Annotated in this window: 19 protein-coding genes and 1 tRNA gene; 19 read left to right on the top strand and 1 reads right to left on the bottom strand. The window is 57.0% G+C overall.

From position 1 onward, the window contains the following. Positions 1-117: 117 nt before the first annotated feature. The 8 genes from B5D52_RS07675 (at position 118) to B5D52_RS07640 (ending at position 5,595) form a co-directional block, all read left to right on the top strand. Positions 118-1,575 carry a collagen-like domain-containing protein gene (locus B5D52_RS07675; protein WP_016148162.1) on the top strand — a complete coding sequence of 486 codons (1,458 nt, stop codon included), beginning with the start codon at positions 118-120 and terminating at the stop codon, positions 1,573-1,575. Beyond that, a complete protein-coding gene (locus B5D52_RS07670; protein ID WP_016148161.1) occupies positions 1,572-1,853 on the top strand; it encodes a hypothetical protein in 282 nt (93 codons plus the stop codon). Before B5D52_RS07675 ends, B5D52_RS07670 begins: the two co-directional genes overlap by 4 nt. Next, positions 1,853-2,092: a hypothetical protein gene (locus B5D52_RS07665; protein WP_016148160.1), complete on the top strand. Its 240-nt coding sequence runs from the start codon at positions 1,853-1,855 to the stop codon at positions 2,090-2,092. The genes B5D52_RS07670 and B5D52_RS07665 overlap by 1 nt, the downstream gene beginning before the upstream one ends. Continuing rightward, on the top strand, positions 2,089-2,268 hold the full coding sequence (locus B5D52_RS07660; protein WP_016148159.1) for a hypothetical protein: 180 nt from the start codon (positions 2,089-2,091) through the stop codon (positions 2,266-2,268). Before B5D52_RS07665 ends, B5D52_RS07660 begins: the two co-directional genes overlap by 4 nt. Next, entirely contained in the window at positions 2,265-2,933 is a 669-nt protein-coding gene (locus B5D52_RS07655; RefSeq protein ID WP_016148158.1) for a peptidoglycan recognition protein family protein, read from the top strand. The genes B5D52_RS07660 and B5D52_RS07655 overlap by 4 nt, the downstream gene beginning before the upstream one ends. 104 nt (positions 2,934-3,037) lie before the next feature. After that, positions 3,038-3,111 (top strand) — tRNA-Gln (locus B5D52_RS07650). Between the two features lie 161 nt (positions 3,112-3,272). After that, entirely contained in the window at positions 3,273-5,087 is a 1,815-nt protein-coding gene (gene typA, locus B5D52_RS07645) for a translational GTPase TypA (RefSeq protein ID WP_016148157.1), read from the top strand. 127 nt (positions 5,088-5,214) lie between these two features. Beyond that, entirely contained in the window at positions 5,215-5,595 is a 381-nt protein-coding gene (locus B5D52_RS07640; protein WP_016148156.1) for a RidA family protein, read from the top strand. 46 nt (positions 5,596-5,641) lie between these two features. Here B5D52_RS07640 and B5D52_RS07635 read toward each other — a convergent pair whose 3' ends face one another. Continuing rightward, a complete protein-coding gene (locus B5D52_RS07635; protein ID WP_016148155.1) occupies positions 5,642-6,181 on the bottom strand; it encodes a DUF4364 family protein in 540 nt (179 codons plus the stop codon). A gap of 181 nt (positions 6,182-6,362) precedes the next feature. On the opposite strand from B5D52_RS07635, the gene B5D52_RS07630 reads away from it, so the two are divergent. From B5D52_RS07630 to hemZ, 11 genes are all read left to right on the top strand, one after another. After that, positions 6,363-6,989 (top strand): GNAT family N-acetyltransferase, encoded by a 627-nt coding sequence (locus tag B5D52_RS07630; protein ID WP_016148154.1) that lies wholly within the window; start codon positions 6,363-6,365, stop codon positions 6,987-6,989. 32 nt (positions 6,990-7,021) lie between these two features. After that, positions 7,022-7,771 carry a JAB domain-containing protein gene (locus B5D52_RS07625; RefSeq protein ID WP_016148153.1) on the top strand — a complete coding sequence of 250 codons (750 nt, stop codon included), beginning with the start codon at positions 7,022-7,024 and terminating at the stop codon, positions 7,769-7,771. A 14-nt stretch (positions 7,772-7,785) separates the two neighbouring features. Next, on the top strand, positions 7,786-9,741 hold the full coding sequence (uvrB, locus tag B5D52_RS07620) for an excinuclease ABC subunit UvrB (protein WP_016148152.1): 1,956 nt from the start codon (positions 7,786-7,788) through the stop codon (positions 9,739-9,741). Between the two features lie 17 nt (positions 9,742-9,758). Then, a complete protein-coding gene (locus B5D52_RS07615; protein ID WP_016148151.1) occupies positions 9,759-10,580 on the top strand; it encodes an MBL fold metallo-hydrolase in 822 nt (273 codons plus the stop codon). 17 nt (positions 10,581-10,597) lie between these two features. Continuing rightward, on the top strand, positions 10,598-11,410 hold the full coding sequence (locus B5D52_RS07610; protein ID WP_016148150.1) for a 4Fe-4S binding protein: 813 nt from the start codon (positions 10,598-10,600) through the stop codon (positions 11,408-11,410). A 27-nt stretch (positions 11,411-11,437) separates the two neighbouring features. After that, positions 11,438-14,284: an excinuclease ABC subunit UvrA gene (gene uvrA / locus B5D52_RS07605; protein ID WP_016148149.1), complete on the top strand. Its 2,847-nt coding sequence runs from the start codon at positions 11,438-11,440 to the stop codon at positions 14,282-14,284. A gap of 255 nt (positions 14,285-14,539) precedes the next feature. Further along, complete coding sequence (gene recJ / locus B5D52_RS07600) at positions 14,540-16,648, top strand: single-stranded-DNA-specific exonuclease RecJ (protein ID WP_016148148.1); 2,109 nt, start codon at positions 14,540-14,542, stop codon at positions 16,646-16,648. Positions 16,649-16,682: 34 nt separating this feature from the next. Further along, complete coding sequence (locus tag B5D52_RS07595; RefSeq protein ID WP_040332911.1) at positions 16,683-18,884, top strand: RelA/SpoT family protein; 2,202 nt, start codon at positions 16,683-16,685, stop codon at positions 18,882-18,884. 17 nt (positions 18,885-18,901) lie between these two features. Then, on the top strand, positions 18,902-19,354 hold the full coding sequence (gene dtd, locus B5D52_RS07590) for a D-aminoacyl-tRNA deacylase (RefSeq protein ID WP_016148146.1): 453 nt from the start codon (positions 18,902-18,904) through the stop codon (positions 19,352-19,354). A 28-nt stretch (positions 19,355-19,382) separates the two neighbouring features. Further along, on the top strand, positions 19,383-20,027 hold the full coding sequence (locus B5D52_RS07585; RefSeq protein ID WP_016148145.1) for an MBL fold metallo-hydrolase: 645 nt from the start codon (positions 19,383-19,385) through the stop codon (positions 20,025-20,027). Next, positions 20,024-21,490 carry a coproporphyrinogen dehydrogenase HemZ gene (gene hemZ / locus B5D52_RS07580; RefSeq protein WP_016148144.1) on the top strand — a complete coding sequence of 489 codons (1,467 nt, stop codon included), beginning with the start codon at positions 20,024-20,026 and terminating at the stop codon, positions 21,488-21,490. Before B5D52_RS07585 ends, hemZ begins: the two co-directional genes overlap by 4 nt. Position 21,491: the final 1 nt, after the last annotated feature.

Here is a 21,491-nt window from a genome sequence, read left to right as displayed (position 1 = left end):
TACAAAAAAGCGGCAAAAAAAAGAAATGGACATGTCAATATGACATACGCCGGGTGGAAAGGCCGGTGGAATGTGCATATCATGGAGTAAACGGTCGTTTAGAAATGGAGGAATGAAATGATCACAATGAAGAATTGGCAGGTGCAAATGCAGAACCCGCAGGATGCACGGATCGGTTATCAGGGCGAAAATCTGTCGCGTACGCTCAAGATTTTGGTCGATGTGCCGGGAAACTGGCAGTATAAGCTGGATCTGTGCAACCAAGAGGGCAAGGCAAATGTGCTTGCGCTGGAAAAACAGGAAGACGTGCTCTCGGTCGAACTGACACGCGCGCATGTGGCGGTCAGTGGACTGTGCCGTGCACAGGTACGCGGTCTGGACGGCGAACGGGAGTGCAGAAGCAATATTTTTTATCTGGACATCGGCCCCAGCATCAATGCGCTGGATGAGTTTGAGCCGCTCGAGCCTGACGAGTTCGCGCAGATGGAACAGACGCTGACCGCACATGCCGCAACCGCGCAGAATGCCGCGACACAGGCTAGTGCATCGGCAGATCAGGCTGCCGCATCTGCGGGACAGGCCGAGCAGGCTGCAACGTTGGCACAGCAGGCGACGGTCAATCCACCCAAGATTCAGAACGGAACCTGGTGGGTGTTCGATGGTGTTTCCGGTGCTTACAAGGACAGCGGCGTGCAGGCACAGGGCCCGCAGGGCGCGGCCGGTGCGCCGGGTGAGAAGGGAGAAAAAGGCGAGAAAGGTGACAAGGGCGATCCGGGTGAACCGGGTGCAGACGGTCGGGATGGCAAGGACGGCATCAACGGTACCAACGGTAAGGATGGTGCAGACGGTGCTTCGTTCACTATCCGTGCGCGATACGATACCCTCGAAACCTTGCTGCAAGCGCACCCAACCGGTACAGCCGGTGAAGCCTATGCGGTGGGCACAGCCGAAAACAACACCATCTACAACTGGTCGGATGAATTTGCCTCCTGGCAGGATCTCGGACAGCTCAAAGGTCCGCAGGGTGATCCCGGTCCGACCGGTCCGCAGGGACCACAGGGCGAAAAAGGCGATCCGGGTGAACAGGGCGCCAAAGGTGATAAAGGTGATCCCGGTGTGCAGGGAGAAAAGGGTGATCCGGGAGAGCCGGGTGCCAAGGGCGATAAAGGCGACCCGGGAGACCCGGGGGCGACCGGAAAAGACGGTGTGAGCGCTTATCAGGCGGCACAGTCGGCCGGTTTTTCGGACACCGAGCAGGCATTTAACACAGCACTTGCAGCGGTAGGAAATAAACTGAGCCGTCCGACGCTGGTTTCGGTCAGCCTTCCCGCATCGGGGTGGACGGGAGAGCAGGCACCGTACACCCAGACGGTTGCCTGTGCAGGCGCGACGACGGATACGTCCAAGACCATCCTGACCGCATGTCCCAATTGGGCGGATGCCGACCAGATTGCAGCGGTAGCCGATTGTCGGGTACTGGCAACCGCACAGGGAGCGGATACCCTGACGTTTACGGCCTATCTGGAAAAACCGTCCAGCGATCTCAATTATCAGGTGGAGGTGCAGACGTTATGATCTTGAATCCGATTTTATCCGGCGGCGGTGGAGGCGGTGCACAGACCGTGGTCGGCACGTGCACGCTGGAGGACACGTTCGGTCAAACGCAGTCGGTACCGATCTATCAGGGTTTTCCGCCGCTTGACATGGTCGCGGTTTTTAACACAGCTTATGATGTTGAGCAGACCAATGCGGAGACGGCAGAGTATATCAACTGGGCCGCGCTGGAGTCTGGCGACTATGTGTTCTATCGCGGCGTACAGGATGGCGACCGTTTTCGGGAGAAGATGATTTGATGGAACAGAACGTTCTGACCAGTCTGCTCAGCCTGATCGGTACGCTGGTGGGCACACTGGGAGGCATTTTGGTCTCCCAGCGTCTGACCAACTTCCGTCTGGAACAGCTGGAACGTGAAGTACGTGAACACAACAATTTTGCACGGCGTATGCCTGTGGTGGAAGAACAGATTCGGGTTGCAAACCACAGGATTGCCGATCTGGAACAAAAAGCCGAACGAAAGGAGGGAACGATGTGAAAGAGAGACTGATGAGACTGCTGGATGTGAAGTCGCTTGTCACATTTGCGCTGATTGCGGTTGTGTGCATTCAGGCCATTCGCCGGAATGTGGATATGCCGTCTGAATATGTCGCATCCATCGTGACGGCGATCGTAACCTATTATTTTACCAGAAAGGATGACAACGATAAGTGACCATTCAGACAAAGCAATGCAATCGTGTCAATTACGGCGGTACACGTGCTGCAACCCGGTATATCGTCGTACATTACACATCCAACCGGGGCGATACGGCCAAGAATAATGTTGATTACTTCGCGCGGGAAAATGTGGGCGCGAGCGCGCATTTTTTCGTCGATGAAAAGGAAACCTGGTCGAGCGTACCCGAAGCCTGCGTAGCCTGGCACTGTGGTGCCAAGAGCTACCGGCATCCTGAGTGTCGCAACAGCAACGCGCTGGGTGTGGAAATCTGCATGAACGACAAGCAGGGCAAGGTGCGTCAGGCGAGCATTGACCGTGCCGTGCTGCTCGTGCGTGCGCTCATGGCCAAGTACGACATCCCGGTTGACCGTGTACTGCGTCATTATGACGTGACCGGCAAGCACTGTCCGGGGCCGATGGTTGATGACCCGGCACTGTGGACGGCATTTCGTGCCAAACTGACCCAAACGGAACAAGAGGAGGAAGACGATATGCGCTATAAGTACTATGATGACATGCCCGATTGGGCACAGCCGACCGTCAAGAAACTGATGGACAAAGGATACCTCAAAGGCGAGGGTGACGGTGTGCTCAACCTGAGCGAGGACACCCTCAAGGTGCTGGTCGTGGGTGACCGCGCCGGCCTGTACGAGGCCTGAAAAACAGCGGTATAAAAAATTTGCAGGATTTTGAAATTTATGCTTGACTTTTCCGGCTGTACTCGGTATAATAATCATCGTCAGCTACGGCAGACAACCTGTACAGCCGGATTGTGTAATGGTAGCACGACAGACTCTGACTCTGTTTGTCTGGGTTCGAATCCTTGTCCGGCTGCCACTAAAGACCACTGAGAAATCAGTGGTCTTTCTATTTTCCACCAAAAAAAGTCGCACATACTTACAAATTTTGACCATTTCAAGGCTGGAAATCTGGCCGCAGAGTGGATATAATAGTAGCTGTTGAAAAATTTTTGATTGTTCCTATCTTCAGGAGGCATTATGGTTAGAAACGATTTAAGAAATATTGCCATCATCGCACACGTTGACCACGGTAAGACCACCCTGGTCGATCAGATGCTCAAGCAGGCGGGCACCTTCCGCGAGAACCAGGTCGTAGAGGAGCGCGTCATGGACTCCAACGCCATCGAGCGCGAGCGCGGCATCACCATTCTGGCAAAGAACACTTCGGTACATTATAAGGACACCAAGATCAATATTGTCGATACCCCGGGCCATGCAGACTTCTCTGGTGAGGTCGAGCGTATCCTGAAGATGGTAGACGGCGTTATTCTGCTGGTCGACGCGGCAGAAGGCCCCATGCCCCAGACCCGTTTCGTGCTACAGAAGGCACTCGAGTTCGGTCACAAGATCATCATTGTCATCAACAAGATCGACCGTCCGGACGCACGCCTCAACGAGGTTGGCGACGAGGTTCTCGAGCTGCTGCTCAACCTGGACGCAAACGACGAGCAGCTGGACAGCCCGATCATTTACTGCTCGGGTCGTGACGGCACGGCTTCCATGTCCCCGACCGTACCGGGCACCGATCTGGTTCCGCTGTTTGACCAGATTCTCGAGCACATCCCGGCACCCGAAGTAGACACCGAAGGCCCGATGCAGATGCTGGTATCGTCCATCGACTACAACGAGTACGTTGGTCGTATCGGTATCGGTCGTATCGAGCGCGGCAGCATCAAGGTAAACCAGCCGGTTACCGTAACCGACTACCACGAGCGCGTCAAGCCCTATAACGGTCGTATCGTTTCGCTGTACACCATCGAGGGTCTGGCACGTAAGCCGGTTGACACCTGCACCGCGGGCGACATTGTTTGCTTCTCTGGTATTGAAAACATCACCATCGGTGAGACCCTGTGTGCACAGGACTGCGTGGAGGCGCTGCCCTTCGTTAAGATTTCCGAGCCGACCGTTGAGATGTACTTTATGGTCAACGACAGCCCGTTTGCAGGCAAGGACGGTAAGTTCGTCACCTCGCGCCACCTGCGTGAGCGTCTGTTCCGTGAGCTGCTGAAGGACGTTTCGCTGCGCGTCAGCGAGACCGAGACCACCGATGCATTCCGCGTCTCCGGCCGTGGTGAGATGCACCTGTCCATTCTGATCGAGAACCTGCGCCGCGAAGGCTATGAGTTCCAGGTCGGCGCGCCCAAGGCGCTGATGAAGGAGATTGACGGCGTCAAGTGCGAGCCGATCGAGCGCATGGTTGCAGACGTTCCGCAGGATGCACTGGGTTCTGTCATGGAGAAGATGGGCGCGCGCAAGGGCGAGCTGGTTACCATGAATCCGCAGGGTGACCGCATGCGCGTTGAGTTCCTGGTACCCGCACGCGGCCTGTTTGGCTACCGCAACGAGTTCCTGACCGATACCAAGGGCGAGGGCGTTCTGTCTTCTGTATTCCACTCCTACCAGCCGTACAAGGGCGAGATTCAGAAGCGCAGCATGGGTAGCCTGATCGCATTCGAGACCGGTGAGGCAATTACCTACGGCCTGTACAACGCACAGGAGCGTGGTACGCTGTTCATCGGCGCCGGCACCCCGGTTTACGAGGGCATGGTTATCGGCTGCACTCCCAAGAGCGAGGACATTTCGGTCAACGTCTGCAAGAAGAAGCAGCTGACCAACACCCGTGCATCCGGTTCGGATGACGCACTGCGTCTGATTCCGCCGCGCCAGATGTCCATCGAGGCTGCACTGGAGTTCCTGGGCGAGGACGAGCTGCTCGAAGTTACCCCGAACAACCTCCGCATCCGCAAAAAGATCCTTTCGAATCAGCTGCGTATGAAAAAGCTGCATAGCTGAGGATAAATTTTGGTTAAATTGTGCGCAGATTAAGCTTGAAAAATGAGCACATTTCCGGTATCATCATAAGAGCAAATAAATCCGACCATTTGTGAGTCAAATGGTCCAGGAAAGGAACTTGTTCATTATGAAAAAGAATGTTATTTCGTCTGCGCACGCACCGGCTGCGATCGGCCCCTACTCTCAGGCCATCGAGACCGAGCAGTTTATCTTTACTTCTGGTCAGATTCCGCTGAACCCCAAGACCGGCAAGATCGAGGGTACCACCATTGAGGAGCAGGCTGAGCAGGTGATGCAGAACCTGAAGGCTGTTCTGGCTGAGGGCGGTGTCGGCATGGACCGCATCGTCAAGACCACCTGCTTCCTGGCTGACCTGGCTGATTTCGCAGCATTCAACGAGGTTTACGGCAAGTACTTCCCCGAAGGTGCACCGGCTCGTTCCTGCTTCCAGGTTACAGCGCTGCCGATGGGCGCAAAGCTGGAAGTTGAGTGCGTCGCAGTTAAGTAAAATCGCGCAATATAAAAAGACCACCCGAAAGGGTGGTCTTTTCTGTTTATTCTTTGGTTTCGTAGTCGCGGGTCATGGCGTGCAGCAGCGTCTGATAGATTTCCTCGGCGTGTGCGCGGAAAGTCTTTTCCAGCAGAGATGCCTGCTCGGCGTTTGCTGCGTGCATTTCCAGTGCAAATACCTCGTCGATGCCCATGCGCACCAGATAATCATTTTCCTGCACGGCTTCGCTGTGGGTCGAGATGACCGCATCGCGGTGCGCCTGCCGTACGACACGCAGCGCAGAACGCTGTGCGGCCTCGCGGACGGTGTAGGGAAGGCGGTTTTCGAACGCTGCCAGCGCTTCCCGGCCTTTTTCGCTGATCTGGTAGGTGGTGTCGGCACAGGGGTCGGCGACTGTGATGTGACCGGTCGCAACCAGCTCGTCGAATGCCTCTTTGAAGTCAAACCAGGTAAAGCCGTCATCACACCAGGTGCATACGTCGAGCATGATCTCGAAAGTTGCGGGATCGGGCAGATAACACATCGAATATAGAATAAGGAACTTGACGTCCTCTTTTGTTTTGATAAAACCATAGCGGGCCATGGCGTGTCCTCCTTGCGCTCATAGTCAAATACAGTATACCACGTTTTATCGGACAGGGAAACGGGCAGAATGACAAAAAGAGAAGGGGAAAAAACGGTTGCAAACAGACGTTCGTTTGTGCTATGATATAGGATGAAAAAGAACATCTGGCGCATCTGCGCGCAAAGGGGAAGAAAACGATATGTCCCAAGTCACCATTCAGCCTGCCACACTGGCAGACGCTGACGAAATGCTTGCAATTTATGGCCCATATGTGACCAACACCACGGTTTCCAGCGAATATGAAGCACCTTCCCATGAGGAATTCTGCCGACGCATCGAAACCTATACCAAGACCCTGCCCTGGCTGGTCTGCCGGATCGATGGACGGATCGCTGGGTATGGCTACGCCTCGCCCCATCGCTCCCGTGCAGGATATCAGTGGTCGGTCGAGACTTCGATCTATGTTGCCCCTGATTTTCACCGTCAGGGGGTCGCGGCAGCGCTCTATCGTGCACTCTTTTCGCTGCTCGTGCGTCAGGGCTATTACAATATCTTTGTCGGTATCACTTCGCCCAACGAGCGCAGCATCAAGTTCCATACCGCGATGGGATTTACCATCTCGGGTGCGTATCAGAACAGCATGTACAAGTTTGGACAGTGGCGCGATGTGCTCTGGATGGCCAAGAGCCTGCGTCCGCATGAGATGGCACCGGTGCCGACCGTACCCTTTCCGGAGATTCGGGATGAAGCGCAGACCAAGGCTGTGCTCGAGGCGCAGGCCAAGACCGTGCGTCTGGACGAGACCGTCCGCGTACACGGTGCGTGATGCAGGCGTAACAGGCAGGAGGTGAGACCGCGATGTCCAAGTCATCGGCGGAGAAACCGAAGAAAAGCACAAAACAGGAAAAGAAGAAAGATGTGCCCGTGCACACTGACCACCGCACGCGCATGCGTGAGCGTCTGGTACAGCAGGGATTTGACAGTTTGCAGCCGCATGAGGCGCTCGAGGTCTTGCTGTACTATGCCGTGCCCAGACGCGATGTCAACCCCTTGGCGCATCGCTTGATTCGCACCTTTGGCGGGTATCATCGCGTGTTCGAGGCTTCGATCGAGGAACTCAAAAAGGTGGATGGTGTGGGCGATCAGGTTGCACTCTATCTGTATACCCTGGGTGCACATGAGCGCCGCTGCGACCGCAGCCGCACCATTCAGCAAAACTCCCGTGCGCAGCTGGATACGGTCGAGCGCATGGCCGATTACCTGCGTCCGCAGTTCAAGGGACTGCGGCAGGAGATCGCGGTTTTACTTTGTCTGGATGCGGCACGCCGTCCCATCAGCTGTGATTTGCTGTGTCACGGTGCGGTCAGCGCAAGCGAAGTCAGTGTGCAGGCCATCAACGAACTGGCCATGCGCCATAAGGCTGACAGCGTTGTGCTCGCGCACAATCATCCACGCGGTCCGGCGCGTCCGTCACAGGCCGATATCCGCACGACCGAACAGCTTTGGACCTTGCTACGCGGTGTCGGTATCGATCTGATCGAGCACCTGATTTTCGGAGAACATGACTTTGTCTCCCTGTCCGAGTGCGGATTTTTTGCAAAATACTAGGAGGAACATCCCCTATGCCAAAATTTCAGGTAGTCAGCCCGTACCAGATGGCGGGCGATCAGCCCACGGCGGTTGCAGCCCTGTCTGCCGGTGTGGAAAACGGTCTGACCGAGCAGACACTGCTCGGCGTTACCGGTTCGGGTAAGACCTTCACCATGGCAAACATCATCGAGCGCACCCAGCGCCCGACGTTGGTGCTTGCTCACAATAAGACCCTTGCAGCGCAGCTTTGTTCCGAGCTGCGCGAGTTTTTCCCGCATAATGCGGTGGAATTTTTCGTTTCTTACTACGATTACTACCAGCCTGAGGCTTATATTGCCTCGACTGATACCTACATTGAGAAGGATTCGGCCATCAACGAGGAGATTGACCGCCTGCGCCACTCGGCGACGAGTGCACTGTTCGAGCGGGAAGACGTCATCATCGTGGCCTCGGTCTCGTGCATCTACTCGCTCGGTGACCCGATCGATTACAAGAACATGGTCATTTCGCTGCGTCCGGGCATGACACGCGATCGCGACGAGCTGCTGCGCAAGCTCATCGAGATTCAGTACGAGCGCAATGACATCGCATTCGAGCGTAACCGTTTCCGTGTGCGCGGCGACGTGGTCGAGATCTGGCCAGCATACGCGGAGAATATGGCCTTCCGCGTGGAGTTCTTTGGAGATGAGATTGACCGCCTGTGCGAGATCAACCCGCTGACCGGCGCAGCCACCCGCGACGTGCAGCACGTCGCCATCTACCCGGCAAGCCACTACGTCACGACCAAAGAGAAGATGGCACGCGCGGTCGAGGAACTGGAACGTGAACTGGACGAGCGGGTCAAGTGGTTTGAGGAGCATGGCAAGCTGGTCGAAGCCCAGCGCATTGCCCAGCGCACCCGCTATGATATCGAAATGATGCAGGAAATCGGCTTTTGCAGCGGTATCGAGAACTATTCCCGCGTTATTTCCGGACGTGAACCCGGTTCGGCACCTTTTACCCTTATCGACTATTTCCCCAAGGACTTCCTGCTCATCGTCGACGAGAGTCACGTGACTCTGCCGCAGGTGCGCGCCATGTATCACGGCGACTACGCACGCAAAAAGAGCCTGATTGACAACGGTTTCCGTCTGCCGTCGGCCTTTGATAACCGTCCTTTGAACTTCGAGGAATTTAACGACCGCATCAACCAGGTCATTTACGTCTCGGCAACGCCGGGCGACTACGAGCGCGAGCGCTCGGGTCAGATCGTCGAGCAGGTCATCAGGCCGACCGGTCTGCTTGACCCCATCATCGAGGTGCGCCCGGTTGAGGGTCAGATCGACGACCTGCTGGGTGAGATTCACGCGGTCACCGCACGCAAGGAGCGCGTATTGGTCACGACGCTGACCAAAAAGATGGCCGAAGATCTGACCGATTATCTGGAAAATGCCGGCGTGCGCGTGCGCTATCTGCACCACGATGTCAAGACCATCGAGCGCATGGAGCTCATCCGCGATCTGCGTCTGGGTCTGTACGACGTGCTGGTCGGCATCAACCTGCTGCGTGAGGGTCTGGACTTGCCCGAAGTCTCGCTGGTTGCCATTCTGGATGCGGACAAGGAGGGCTTCCTGCGCTCGGAAACCTCGCTCATCCAGACCATTGGCCGTGCGGCGCGAAATGCCGAGGGTCGTGTCGTCATGTACGCGGATACCATCACAAATTCTATGCGCCGTGCCATCGACGAGACCGCACGTCGCAGAGAAAAGCAGATGGCGTTCAACAAGGCGCACGGTATCGTGCCCAAGACCATCCAGAAGAACGTCCACGAGATCATCGAGATTTCGTCCGAGAGCAAGACGCCCGGCAAAAAGCGCATGAGCAAGACCGAGCGCACGGCCGAGATCGCCCGTCTGACCCGCCAGATGAAGGAGGCGGCAAAGCTGCTCGAGTTCGAGCTGGCAGCCGAGCTGCGTGACCAGATCAAGGCACTCGAGAGCGGGAAATAGAGAGAGGAGGCGCAGATATGCGCTTGTATACGCTGGTCGAGGAGCATGCAGCCGATCCGGCATTCGGCTGTGAGCATGGACTGAGTTTTTATCTTGAGACCGAGCGCGAGCACCTGCTGTTCGACCTCGGACAGAGTGAACTGTTTTTGCGCAACGCGCATGCGCTGGGGCTGGACATTGCCCGTGTTGACCGCGCGTTTTTGTCCCATGGACACTATGACCACGGCGGTGGACTGTCCGCCTTTCTGAGAGAGAACGATCACGCGCCGGTCTACGTCCATTCCCGGGCGTTTGAGCCGCATTTTTCACGCAAACCTGAGGGCGTGCGGCCAATCGGCTTGGACCCTGAACTGGAACATCATCCGCGTCTGGTTCCTACCGGGGACGTGTACGAGGTCAGCCCCAATCTGCTGCTGTTTTCCGACGTGACCGGCACCGAATGCCAGTCTGAAGGCGGCAAAAACCTGCTCGAGCGGGTGGGCGATACCTATGTACCTGATGCTTTTGCCCACGAACAGAGCCTGATTGTGTACGACAAGGGCAAGTGCATCCTGTTTACCGGCTGTGCGCATCGCGGTGTGGTCAATCTGGTGCAGCGTGCGGCTGAGCACGCCGGACGGATGCCCGATGTCGTGGTGGGCGGCATGCATCTGTACAGTCCCAGTCAGAAGAAGAGCGAACCGGACGAACTGATTCGTGCGGTAGGTGAGCGGCTGGGCAAAACGGGCGCACGCTATCTGACCGGACACTGTACCGGTGAGCATGCTTACGCGGTACTGCACGATATGCTGGGCGATCAGATCGGATATCTGCCCGCAGGCAGTCAGGTCGACCTATGACGAGAGGGGAGAGACAGATGAGAACCATTCACGCGATGTACTGGAGTGCGACTGATACGACCAAGATGGTCGTGCGCACGATTGCGCAGACGCTGGCGCAGCACGCCGGAACCGATTACCAAGTTTTCGATTTTACCCTGCCCGCGTCCCGCGAGACGGTCAAGACCTTTGGCCCGGATGATCTGGTCGTCTTTGGCACACCGGTCTACGCCGGACGTGTACCCAATCTGCTGGTCAAGTATTTACATACGGTCGTGGGCGGCGGTGCGCTGGCCGTGCCGGTCGTGCTGTTCGGCAACCGCAATTACGACGACGGTTTGATGGAACTGCGCAACATTTTGGAGCAAGATGGATTTCATACCATCGCGGGTGCGGCCTTTGTCGGAGAACACGCTTTTTCGCGTACCCTCGCAGCTGGACGGCCGGATGCGGATGACCTTGTCGAGGCGCGTGCATTTGCGGGCGCAGTCTGGGAGAAACTGACCGCAGGAACCTATGTCACGCCGGCACAGGTTGGTGGTCAAGACCCCGTCCGTCCATACTATACACCCCGTGACCGTGCGGGAAATCCCATCAACATTTTAAAAGTGAAACCCAAAACCGACCCGGATAAGTGCGATGGCTGCGGTATCTGTGTGAACGTTTGCCCGATGGGCTCGATTGACAAGAGCGACCCGTCGCTGGTTCCCGGTGTCTGTATCAAGTGCTGCGCCTGTGTGAAGAAATGTCCCACCGGCGCGAAATATTACGACGATCCCGGATATCTGTACCACAAGGAAGAGCTGGAACTTGGCTACGCCCGCAGAGCGGACAACGCCACCTTTGTGTGAGCGGATATCGGTGCGAAAGGAAGATCTATGCAAGAGCAAATTTATATCAAGGGAGCGCGAGAACACAACCTCAAGAATGTGGATATCGCCATCCCGCGTGATAAGCTGGTGGTTTTTACCGGACTGTCCGGTTCGGGTAAATCCTCACTGGCGTTCGATACCATTTACGCCGAGGGACAGCGCCGCTATGTCGAGTCGCTGTCCTCCTATGCACGTCAGTTCCTCGGACAGATGGAAAAACCCGATGTAGATTATATCGACGGTCTGTCCCCGGCGATTTCCATCGACCAGAAAACCACCTCCAAGAACCCGCGCTCGACGGTGGGCACGGTTACCGAGATTTATGATTATTTGCGTCTGCTCTGGGCGCGTATCGGCACGCCGCACTGTCCCAAGTGCGGCAAGGAAATTCACCAGCAGACCATTGACCAGATCATTGACCAGCTGATGAGCCTGCCCGAAGGCACCAAAATGCAGATTCTGGCACCGGTCGTGCGCCAGCGCAAGGGCGAACACGTCAAGATTTTGAATGATGCCCGCAAGTCGGGCTATGTCCGCGTGCGAGTGGACGGCAATCTGTACGATCTGTCCGAAGAAATCAAGCTGGAGAAGAATAAAAAGCACTCGATCGAAGTCGTGGTCGACCGCGTGGTCGTGCGCCCGGACGCGCGCTCGCGTATCACCGACTCGGTCGAGACCGCGTCCGCACTGTCGGGCGGTTTGGTACTGGCCGATGTCATCGGCGGGGAAACGCTGACTTTCTCCCAGAACTATGCCTGTGAGGACTGCGGCATCTCGATCGAAGAGCTGACGCCGCGCATGTTCTCGTTTAACAATCCCTATGGTGCCTGCCCGACCTGTACCGGTCTGGGCATCCAGATGAAGATTGACCCCGACCGCATCATTCCCAACCGCAAGCTGTCCATTGCCGAGGGTGCCATCCGGGCATCGGGCTGGTCGAACGCCGAACCTGGCTCGATTTCGCGCATGTACTATGATGCATTGGGCAAGCGTTTTGGGTTCACCATGGATACCCCGCTGTGCGACTTCTCCGAAGATGCGCTGGACGCGCTGCTGTACGGTACCAAGGGAGAACCGCTGGAACTGTCGGTCAAGCGCTTTTCGGGCAGTACGATGAGCCAGCCGTTCGAGGGCATCATCAACAATCTGGAACGCCGCTACCACGAGACGAACAGCGATTACATGCGTGCCGAGATCGAGGACTGCATGAGTGAGATCCTCTGCCCGGACTGTCACGGCCATCGCCTCAAAAAAGAGATTCTTGCGGTCACGGTGGGCGGTCTGAACATCGCCCAGTACTGTGAACTGTCGGTCACCAAGGCATTGGATTTCATGCATAATTTGGAACTGACCGAGATGCAGCACAAGATCGGTGATCGTGTCATCAAGGAAATCTTGGACCGTCTGGGATTTTTGCAGTCGGTCGGTCTGGAATACCTGACCCTGTCGCGTGCTTCGGGTACGCTGTCGGGCGGTGAGAGCCAGCGCATCCGTCTGGCGACGCAGATCGGTTCGTCGCTCATGGGCGTGCTGTATATTCTGGACGAGCCGTCCATCGGTCTGCACCAGCGCGACAACGATAAGCTGCTCGATACGCTCAAGCGTCTGCGCGATCTGGGCAACACATTGATTGTGGTCGAGCACGATGAGGATACCATGTACGCTGCCGACCATATCGTCGATATCGGTCCGGGTGCAGGTGTACATGGCGGTGAAGTCGTGTTCCAGGGTACGGTCGACGAGATGCTTGAGGATGAAAAGTCCATCACCGGCGCATACTTGTCGGGCAGACGGTTCATTCCGGTGCCCGAGGTGCACAGAAAGGGAAGCGGCAAGTGGCTGACCGTGCGCGGTGCGGCGGTCAACAACTTAAAGCATACCGATTTCTCCATCCCGCTCGGCACGCTGACCTGTGTGACCGGTGTGTCTGGTTCGGGCAAGTCGTCGTTCATCAACGAGATTCTGTACAAGAAGCTGGCTGCTGATTTGAACGGTGCAAAGACCCGACCGGGTGCATTCGACTCCATTGAGGGCATGGAAAATCTGGACAAGGTCATCGATATCGACCAGTCGCCCATCGGACGCACGCCGCGTTCCAACCCGGCAACCTATACCGGCGTATTCAACGACATCCGTGACCTGTTCGCCTCGACGCAGGATGCCAAGATGCGCGGCTACGGCCCCGGACGATTCTCGTTTAACGTCAAGGGCGGTCGATGCGAGGCGTGCACGGGCGACGGCCTGCTCAAAATCGAGATGCACTTTTTGCCCGATATCTACGTGCCCTGTGACGTGTGCAAGGGCAAGCGATACAATAAGGAAACCCTTGAAGTGCGCTACAAGGGCAAAAACATCTATGAAGTGCTGGATATGACCGTGGATGAGGCACTGATCTTCTTTGAAAATGTGCCCAAGATCGCACGTCGGCTGCAAACCATGCAGGACGTTGGTCTGGGCTACATCAAGCTCGGCCAGTCGTCGACCACGCTGTCGGGCGGTGAGGCACAGCGTGCCAAGCTGGCGACCGAGCTGTCCAAGCGTGCGACCGGCAAGACCATCTACATTCTGGACGAGCCGACCACCGGCCTGCACATTGCCGATGTGCACCGTCTGGTAGACGTGCTGCAAAAGCTGGTTGATACTGGAAATACGGTTGTGGTCATCGAGCACAATCTGGATGTCATCAAGACCGCTGACTATATCATTGACCTCGGCCCAGAGGGCGGTGACGGCGGCGGTGAGGTGGTTGTTGCCGGAACACCGGAGGACGTTGCCGCGTGCGAAACGTCTTACACCGGTAGATATCTCAAAAAGATACTCGAACGCGACCGCAAACGCCGCGAAGCCGAATAAAATATCAGTTCTATGTCAAAGACCGCTTTTTGAAGCGGTCTTTTTCTTTGGAGTGCCAAAAGCTCTAAAAAATGTGTGCAGTTTACGGGAACGCATGCGGACTGCGTGTTCGTGCTTACAGCATATAAAGACAGACTTTCAGACGTCTTTTCTGCGTTTCATGGATACAGGGCAAGAAAGGACGGCAAAATATGTTGAGATTTCATGTGTTTTCTGCTATGATAAGTCTGAATAAGAATACTTCGAGGGATAACCATGAAAATGAAACGATGGGTGACCGCCAAACCCAACCTGGAAACTGTGCGGTCACTGGCACGCAGCTGTGGTTTTACGCCGCTTGCTGCCGCCGCTTTATGCGCGCGCGGGATTGACACCCCTGAGGCTGCCCGCGCCTTTCTGGAAACCGATCCCGCAAAGCTGCATGATCCAATGCTGCTGCCTGATATGGCCAAAGCGCGGGATACCATCCGCCGAGCGATCGAACAGGGAAAGAAGATCGCAGTATTCGGCGACTACGACGTGGACGGCGTGACTTCCACTTGTGTGATGACGCGTGTGCTGCGCAGTCTGGGCGCGGATGTGCGCCATTACATTCCCGACCGCCTGAGCGAGGGTTATGGCCTGAGCATGGGTGCGATGGATCGTCTGGCACAGGACGGCATCGGACTGATTGTCACGGTGGACTCGGGCGTTTCGGCGTTCGAGGAGATCGCCCGCGCACGTGAACTCGGCATGGAAGTGGTCGTGACCGATCATCACGAATGCCGGGAAGAACTGCCCGACGCCAACGCGGTCGTCAACCCCAAGCGTGCCGACAGCACCTACCCGTTTGCCGAACTGGCAGGCGTCGGTGTGGCGTTCAAGCTGGCATGCGCACTGGCGGGAGACGGCCAGCAGCGCGCCGTACTCGAACAGTACGCCGACCTGGTCGCACTGGGCACGGTGGCTGATGTCATGCTTCTGGTCGGGGAAAATCGTATTATTGTCGCAGCAGGTCTGCGCCGCATGGCAGAGACGCAAAACGTTGGTCTGTCCATGCTGCTGCACGAGTCCGGACAGCAGGGCAAGCGCCTGACCGCTTCGACCATCAGCTTTATTTTAGCGCCGCGTATCAATGCCGCAGGCCGTCTGGGTCATGCGGACATGGCCGCAGAGCTGTTCCTGACCGACGATCCGCGCCGTGCACAGACCTTGGCGATGGCGCTGTGCGAGCAGAACAAGCAGCGGCAGGCGACCGAGAACCAGATTTTGGAACAGGCCTTGCAGAAGCTGCGCCTGGAGTATGACCCGCTGGAAGATCAGGTCATCGTGCTGGCCGGAGAGGACTGGCATCATGGCGTGATCGGCATTGTCTCGTCGCGCATCTGTGATCGCTACGCCTGCCCAACCGTGCTGATTGCACTGGAAGACGGCATCGGCAAGGGTTCGGGACGGTCGGTCAAGGGCTTTAACCTGTACGAAGCGCTGTGCGACAGCGCACCGCTGCTCGAGCGCTTCGGCGGACACGAATTGGCCGCCGGACTGACCATCCGCGAGGAAAATATTCAGCAGTTCCATGAGAATATGGAGGCTTGGGCGCGGGAGCATGTCAACCCGCAGGAACTCATGCCCATTTTGCACATTGACTGCCCGATTGCACCTGAGTTTATCTCAACCGAGGCAACCCGTGGGCTGGATGTGCTCGAGCCGTTTGGCATGGGCAACCCGCAGCCGGTCTTTTCCATGTGCGATCTGCTGGTCGAGGAGATTACGCCCATTTCGTCCGACCGCCATGTGCGGCTGACGCTGTCCAAGGATGGTCAGACCTACACGGCCATGCTGTTCGGTACCGGACAGGGCGGATGCGGATTTGCACAGGGCAACTATGTAGACGCGGCATTCTGTCTGGAGATCAATGAGTACCGCGGACGGTGCAGCGTGCAGCTGGTCATCCGTGATATTCAGCTGAGCACCTGCGAGGTCATGGCCGACCAGAAGATTTTGAACCTGTACAATCGGTTCATGTCTGACGGTGCGCTGACCGCACGCGAAGCCCGCGTGCTGCTGCCTGAGCGTCGTGATCTGGTCGCGGTCTGGAGACATATTTTGAGCCGCAGCGAAGATGGCTGGCTGTCGGTGCCCGACGGTGCACTGTCGCGCCGGGTATCGTGGGAGAGCCGCCGCGAGATCAACATCGGCAAGCTGCTGGTCTGCCTGGACGTGTTCAGCGAGAGCCGTCTGCTCAGCTATCACTTCCGGGAAGGACAGCTGAATATTGTGCTAAAACATATCGAGGGCAAGGCCGATATTTCCAAGTCGGTTGTCCTCAAGACCCTGCAATCCATGAGCAAGGACTGCAATACGATGCAGGGCAGTGTGATTTGAGAATAAAGGAAGTGTCAAAGTTATGAGCGCTCCGATGAAAAACAGGATTGATTTTCTGATCGAGCGGGTGGAAAAGCAGAACCCCTCGGCCAATGTCAAGAAGATCCGTGCCGCCTACGAGTGCGCGGCACAGGCGCATGAAGGTCAGAAGCGCCGCAACGGCGAACCCTACATCATCCATCCGGTCGCGGTGGCTGAGATCATCGTGGAGATGGGACTGGATACCGACTCGATCTGTGCCGGCCTGCTGCACGACTGCATCGAGGACACCGAGTTCGGCTATCGTGAAATTGAGAATAAGTTCGGCACTTCGGTTGCCGAGTTGGTAGACGGCGTTACCCGACTGGGTATGCTGCGCTATTCCAAGGAGCAGGAGCAGTTTGAAGATCTGCGCAAAATGTTCATGGCGATGGCCAAGGACATCCGCGTCATCCTCATCAAGCTGGCCGACCGCCTGCACAATGCACGCACTTTCCAGTATCTGCCCGAGCGCAAGCAGCGCGACAAGGCACTCGAAACCATGGAGATCTACGCGCCCATCGCGCACCGACTGGGCATGAGCCGCATCAAGTGGGAGCTGGAAGACCTGTGTCTGCGTATCCTTGACCCGATTGGCTATCAGGAAATTGTGGACGGACTGGAACAGCAGTCCGAGCGATACGAGGATTTCCTCGATCACATCAAGGAGAGCATCTCGCTCAAGCTCAACGAGGCTGGTATCCGTCATGATATCTCGGCGCGCGTTAAGCATATCTACTCGATTTATCGCAAGATGTACTCCCAGCACAAGACCATGAACGAAATCTACGACATCTGCGCCGTGCGCGTCATCGTAGATACCGTGGCCGACTGCTATAACGTCCTGGGCTATGTGCATGACCTGTATAAGCCCATTCCGGGACGATTTAAGGACTATATTTCCACACCCAAGCCCAACGGCTACCAGTCGCTGCACACCACGGTTATTGGCCGCGATGGTATCCCGTTTGAAATCCAGATTCGCACCGAGGAAATGCACAAGATGGCAGAGTACGGTGTCGCGGCGCACTGGAAGTACAAGCAGGGATTGGATAAGGTAGGCAACGAGCAGGCGTTCTCGTGGATTCGCCAGCTGCTCGAAGCCCAGCAGGACACCGAGGCAGAGGACTTCATCAAGGCCATCAAGGTCGATTTGTTCGCTGACGAGGTATTCGTCTTTACGCCCAAGGGTGACGTCGTCAACATGCCTGCCGGTGCAACCCCGATCGATCTGGCGTACGCCATCCACTCGGCAGTCGGCAATCGTATGACCGGTGCCAAGGTCAACGGACGCATTGCACCTATCGACAGCCAGCTTAAAAATGGCGATATCGTCGAGATTCTGACCAGCAAGGAAGCGCACGGCCCCAGCCGTGACTGGCTCAAGATCGTCCGCACGACCGAGGCACGTAACAAGATTAAACAGTGGTTCAAAAAGGAATGCCGTGAGGAAAATATCATCAAGGGCAAGGAAGACCTGGACCGCGAACTGCGCGCAAACCTGCTGTATAACGGTTTTTATGAGAATGAGGAAGTCATTCAGAATACCCTGAATAAGTTCAGCTATCAGACCATCGACGAGATGTATGCAGCGCTGGGCTACGGCGGTATCACGCTGACCAAGGTGCTCAATAAGGTCAAGGATGAGGTCGGACGGGTACGCCGTGCTGCCGAACGTCTGGAGAAGGCCGAGCAGATGGCAAACCAGACCCAACAGCAGCCGCAGAAGAAGAATAAGCACAGCGATTCGGGCGTTATCGTTGAGGGCATTGACAACTGCCTGATTAAGTTTGCTCGCTGCTGTACCCCGATTCCGGGCGATGACATCATCGGCTTTATCACGCGCGGCTACGGCGTGTCCATTCACCGCCGTGACTGCGTCAACGTGCGCATCAACGAGGAAGACAAGGACCGCAGCCGCTGGGTCAACTGTTGGTGGGATGAGGATTTGCTCGAGCGCAACAACAAGTTCTCGACCGCGCTGCAAATTTCTACCCGCAGCCGCACCGGCGTGCTGGCTGACATTGCCGTGCTGCTGGCACAGGCCAAGGTCAATGTACGTGACCTCAACGCACGCGATCTGGAAGATGGCTACGGCGTGATCAATGCGGTCATCGACGTCAGCGGCGTGCGTCAGCTCAAGCACATTATGACCCGTATCAAGAACACAAAGGGCGTCGTTGATGTCGCACGTATTGCGAGCGATACCGGACGCTGAGGAGGAAACCAAATACCATGCGAGCACTCATTCAGCGTGCAAAAGACGCGTCGGTCACGATTGACGGCGCAGTGCACGGCAGTATTTCGCACGGCCTGCTGATTTTGCTGGGCGTGTGCGAGGGCGACACCGAGGCCGAGGCCGATTATCTGGCTGACAAGTGTGTCGGACTGCGTATCTTTACCGATGAAAACGATAAAATGAACCTTTCCTGTGCCAATGTCGGCGGCGGACTGTTGGTCGTATCCCAGTTTACCCTGTACGGCGACTGCCGCAAGGGCAAGCGCCCGAACTTTATGCGTGCAGCCCGTCCGGAGACCGCGATTCCGCTCTATGAGCGCTTTCTGGAGCGCTGCCGCGCGAGCGGGCTGCCGGTCGAGACCGGCGAGTTCGGCGCAGATATGAAGGTCAGCCTGATCAATGACGGCCCGGTCACTATCTGGATGGATACCGCTGAAATGCGCGGCTGATCGAACACCCCGCGAGCTGGAGGAAAACATGAAGATTTTACAACTGTGTGTCGGCATGGTCGGCACAAATTGCTATATTTTTTACGATGAAAACACCATGGAGGGTGCGGTCGTCGATCCGGGCGATAACGGCCCGGCCATCGTGAACGCTGCCAAGGAACATGGGGTCAAGATCACCTGGGTGCTGCTCACCCACGGTCATTTTGACCATATTCTGGGCGTTAAGGACGTTCTGCGTGAGACCGGCGCTAAGCTTGCCATCCATGAGGATGACCTGTGGATGCTCACCCCGGAGGCGCTGTCCGCCTCGCTGCGCCGCTTTGGCCTGCCCAGCACTGCATACGAGGGAATCAAACCGGACATCTTAGCCAAGGAGGGCACCCAGATTCAGGTGGGCGGCCTGACCGTCACCTGGCTGCACACGCCCGGTCATACCCCAGGTTCCAGCTGCCTGCGCGTCGGTGACGTGCTGTTTACCGGCGACACCCTGTTCCGCCACGAGTGCGGACGCTGTGACCTTGAGGGCGGTGACTTTTCGCTCATGCTCAAGTCGCTCAAGCGTCTGCATGACCTGCCCGGTGACATGCATGTGCTGCCCGGACACGAGGGCGCTTCCACGCTGGAAGAAGAACGCCGCATGAACCCGTATATGCGTCAGGCGGTCGGCAAATGAATTACACGCTGATCGGACATGACCTCATACACGCCGCTGAGGAGATGCTTTTTCAGCTGCTCCCGGCGGCGCTGTTACGCCGTCAGGAGGATGACGGCACGGACGATTTCTGCTGCTCGGCGCTGACCGAGCGGGACGGCGTGATGACCGTGCAGACAGAGACCCGGCTGGCAGGCGTGACGCGCACGAGCACGCGCACGGCTGAGAGCACTGGCTTGGACGAGATGGCGCGTAAGCGTGCGCTGTCCGAGATCGTCAAGCTGGGCATTTACGACACGGTCGCACCCGGCTTGCAGACACCGCCCGACTGGGGCGCATTGACCGGTGTACGACCGGCTAAGCTGGTGCGCTCGCTGCTGCACCGCGGCATGACCCGCGGACAGGTCGCAGAGCAGTTCCGTGACCGCTATTTTGTCTCGCCTGCGCGTACTGCACTGGCGGTACGCTGTGCCGCGTATGCCGAACAGGCGCTGGACGGACTGGGAGAGGACGAGGTCTCGCTCTATCTGGGCATTCCGTTCTGTCCGTCGCGCTGTGCCTATTGCTCGTTCGTGTCCAGCTCGATCGAAAAGTCTGCCGGACTGATCGAACCCTATGTCGATGCGCTGTGCGCCGACGTACAGGGCACCGGTGCGCTGCTGCGTGAGATGGGCAAGAAGGTCACCTCGATTTATATTGGCGGCGGCACGCCCACCACGCTGTCGGCCGACCAGCTGGCGCGTCTGATGGACGTGACAGCAAAAGCAATGGATTTTTCCGCGCTGCGTGAATATACTGTGGAAGCAGGACGTCCGGATACCATCACCCCGGAAAAGCTGCACGCCATCCGTGCAGGCGGTGCAGATCGCGTGTCCATCAATCCCCAGACCATGAACGACGAAGTGCTTGCACGCATTGGCCGCAGACACTCGGCGGACGATGTGGTGCGCGCCTATGAGCAGGCGAGAAGTGCTGGTTTCCGGGTCATCAATATGGATACGATTGCCGGACTGGACGGCGACACACCCGAGAGCTTTGCTGAGACCATCACCAAACTGATCGCGCTCGACCCGGAGAACATCACTGTGCATACTTTGGCAATCAAGCGCGGCGCAGACCTGTCCGACCGGGCAGGCAATGCCGCACAGCATGACGCAGTGCGCCAGATGCTGGACTTTGCCATGGAGCACCTGCCGCGTGCAGGATACGGCCCGTACTACCTCTACCGCCAAAAGTTTTCGGCTGGTGGATTTGAGAACGTGGGCTGGTGCAAGCCGGACACCGAGAGCTTTTACAACATTGCGATGATGGAAGAAATCCAGACCATCCTGTCCTGCGGCGCAGGCGGGGTATCCAAGCGCGTAGACCGGGACACCGGACGCATCACACGATTTACACCGCCCAAGTACCCGCGGGAATATCTGGAAGCCGGCGAGCGCATCCAAGCCGGAAAACGCCGGTTACTCCGCGAAAGTGAGGACTAAC

It is taken from the genome of Butyricicoccus pullicaecorum DSM 23266 (genome assembly GCF_900167005.1).
Classification (GTDB): Bacteria; Bacillota; Clostridia; order Oscillospirales; family Butyricicoccaceae; genus Butyricicoccus; species Butyricicoccus pullicaecorum.
Note: the sequence above shows the minus strand (reverse complement) of the source record. Positions and strands in the feature narration are given on the sequence as shown.

Excerpts from the sequence above, each read along its gene's own strand:
- B5D52_RS07595 (WP_040332911.1), top strand. The coding sequence starts at position 16,683 with ATGAAAAACAGGATTGATTTTCTGATCGAGCGGGTGGAAAAGCAGAAC.
- dtd (WP_016148146.1), top strand. The coding sequence starts at position 18,902 with ATGCGAGCACTCATTCAGCGTGCAAAAGACGCGTCGGTCACGATTGAC.
- B5D52_RS07630 (WP_016148154.1), top strand. The coding sequence starts at position 6,363 with ATGTCCCAAGTCACCATTCAGCCTGCCACACTGGCAGACGCTGACGAA.
- B5D52_RS07615 (WP_016148151.1), top strand. The coding sequence starts at position 9,759 with ATGCGCTTGTATACGCTGGTCGAGGAGCATGCAGCCGATCCGGCATTC.
- typA (WP_016148157.1), top strand. The coding sequence starts at position 3,273 with ATGGTTAGAAACGATTTAAGAAATATTGCCATCATCGCACACGTTGAC.
- B5D52_RS07625 (WP_016148153.1), top strand. The coding sequence starts at position 7,022 with ATGTCCAAGTCATCGGCGGAGAAACCGAAGAAAAGCACAAAACAGGAA.
- B5D52_RS07665 (WP_016148160.1), top strand. The coding sequence starts at position 1,853 with ATGGAACAGAACGTTCTGACCAGTCTGCTCAGCCTGATCGGTACGCTG.
- recJ (WP_016148148.1), top strand. The coding sequence starts at position 14,540 with ATGAAAATGAAACGATGGGTGACCGCCAAACCCAACCTGGAAACTGTG.
- B5D52_RS07585 (WP_016148145.1), top strand. The coding sequence starts at position 19,383 with ATGAAGATTTTACAACTGTGTGTCGGCATGGTCGGCACAAATTGCTAT.
- B5D52_RS07675 (WP_016148162.1), top strand. The coding sequence starts at position 118 with ATGATCACAATGAAGAATTGGCAGGTGCAAATGCAGAACCCGCAGGAT.
- uvrA (WP_016148149.1), top strand. The coding sequence starts at position 11,438 with ATGCAAGAGCAAATTTATATCAAGGGAGCGCGAGAACACAACCTCAAG.
- hemZ (WP_016148144.1), top strand. The coding sequence starts at position 20,024 with ATGAATTACACGCTGATCGGACATGACCTCATACACGCCGCTGAGGAG.
- B5D52_RS07635 (WP_016148155.1), bottom strand. The coding sequence starts at position 6,181 with ATGGCCCGCTATGGTTTTATCAAAACAAAAGAGGACGTCAAGTTCCTT.
- B5D52_RS07670 (WP_016148161.1), top strand. The coding sequence starts at position 1,572 with ATGATCTTGAATCCGATTTTATCCGGCGGCGGTGGAGGCGGTGCACAG.
- B5D52_RS07640 (WP_016148156.1), top strand. The coding sequence starts at position 5,215 with ATGAAAAAGAATGTTATTTCGTCTGCGCACGCACCGGCTGCGATCGGC.
- B5D52_RS07610 (WP_016148150.1), top strand. The coding sequence starts at position 10,598 with ATGAGAACCATTCACGCGATGTACTGGAGTGCGACTGATACGACCAAG.
- uvrB (WP_016148152.1), top strand. The coding sequence starts at position 7,786 with ATGCCAAAATTTCAGGTAGTCAGCCCGTACCAGATGGCGGGCGATCAG.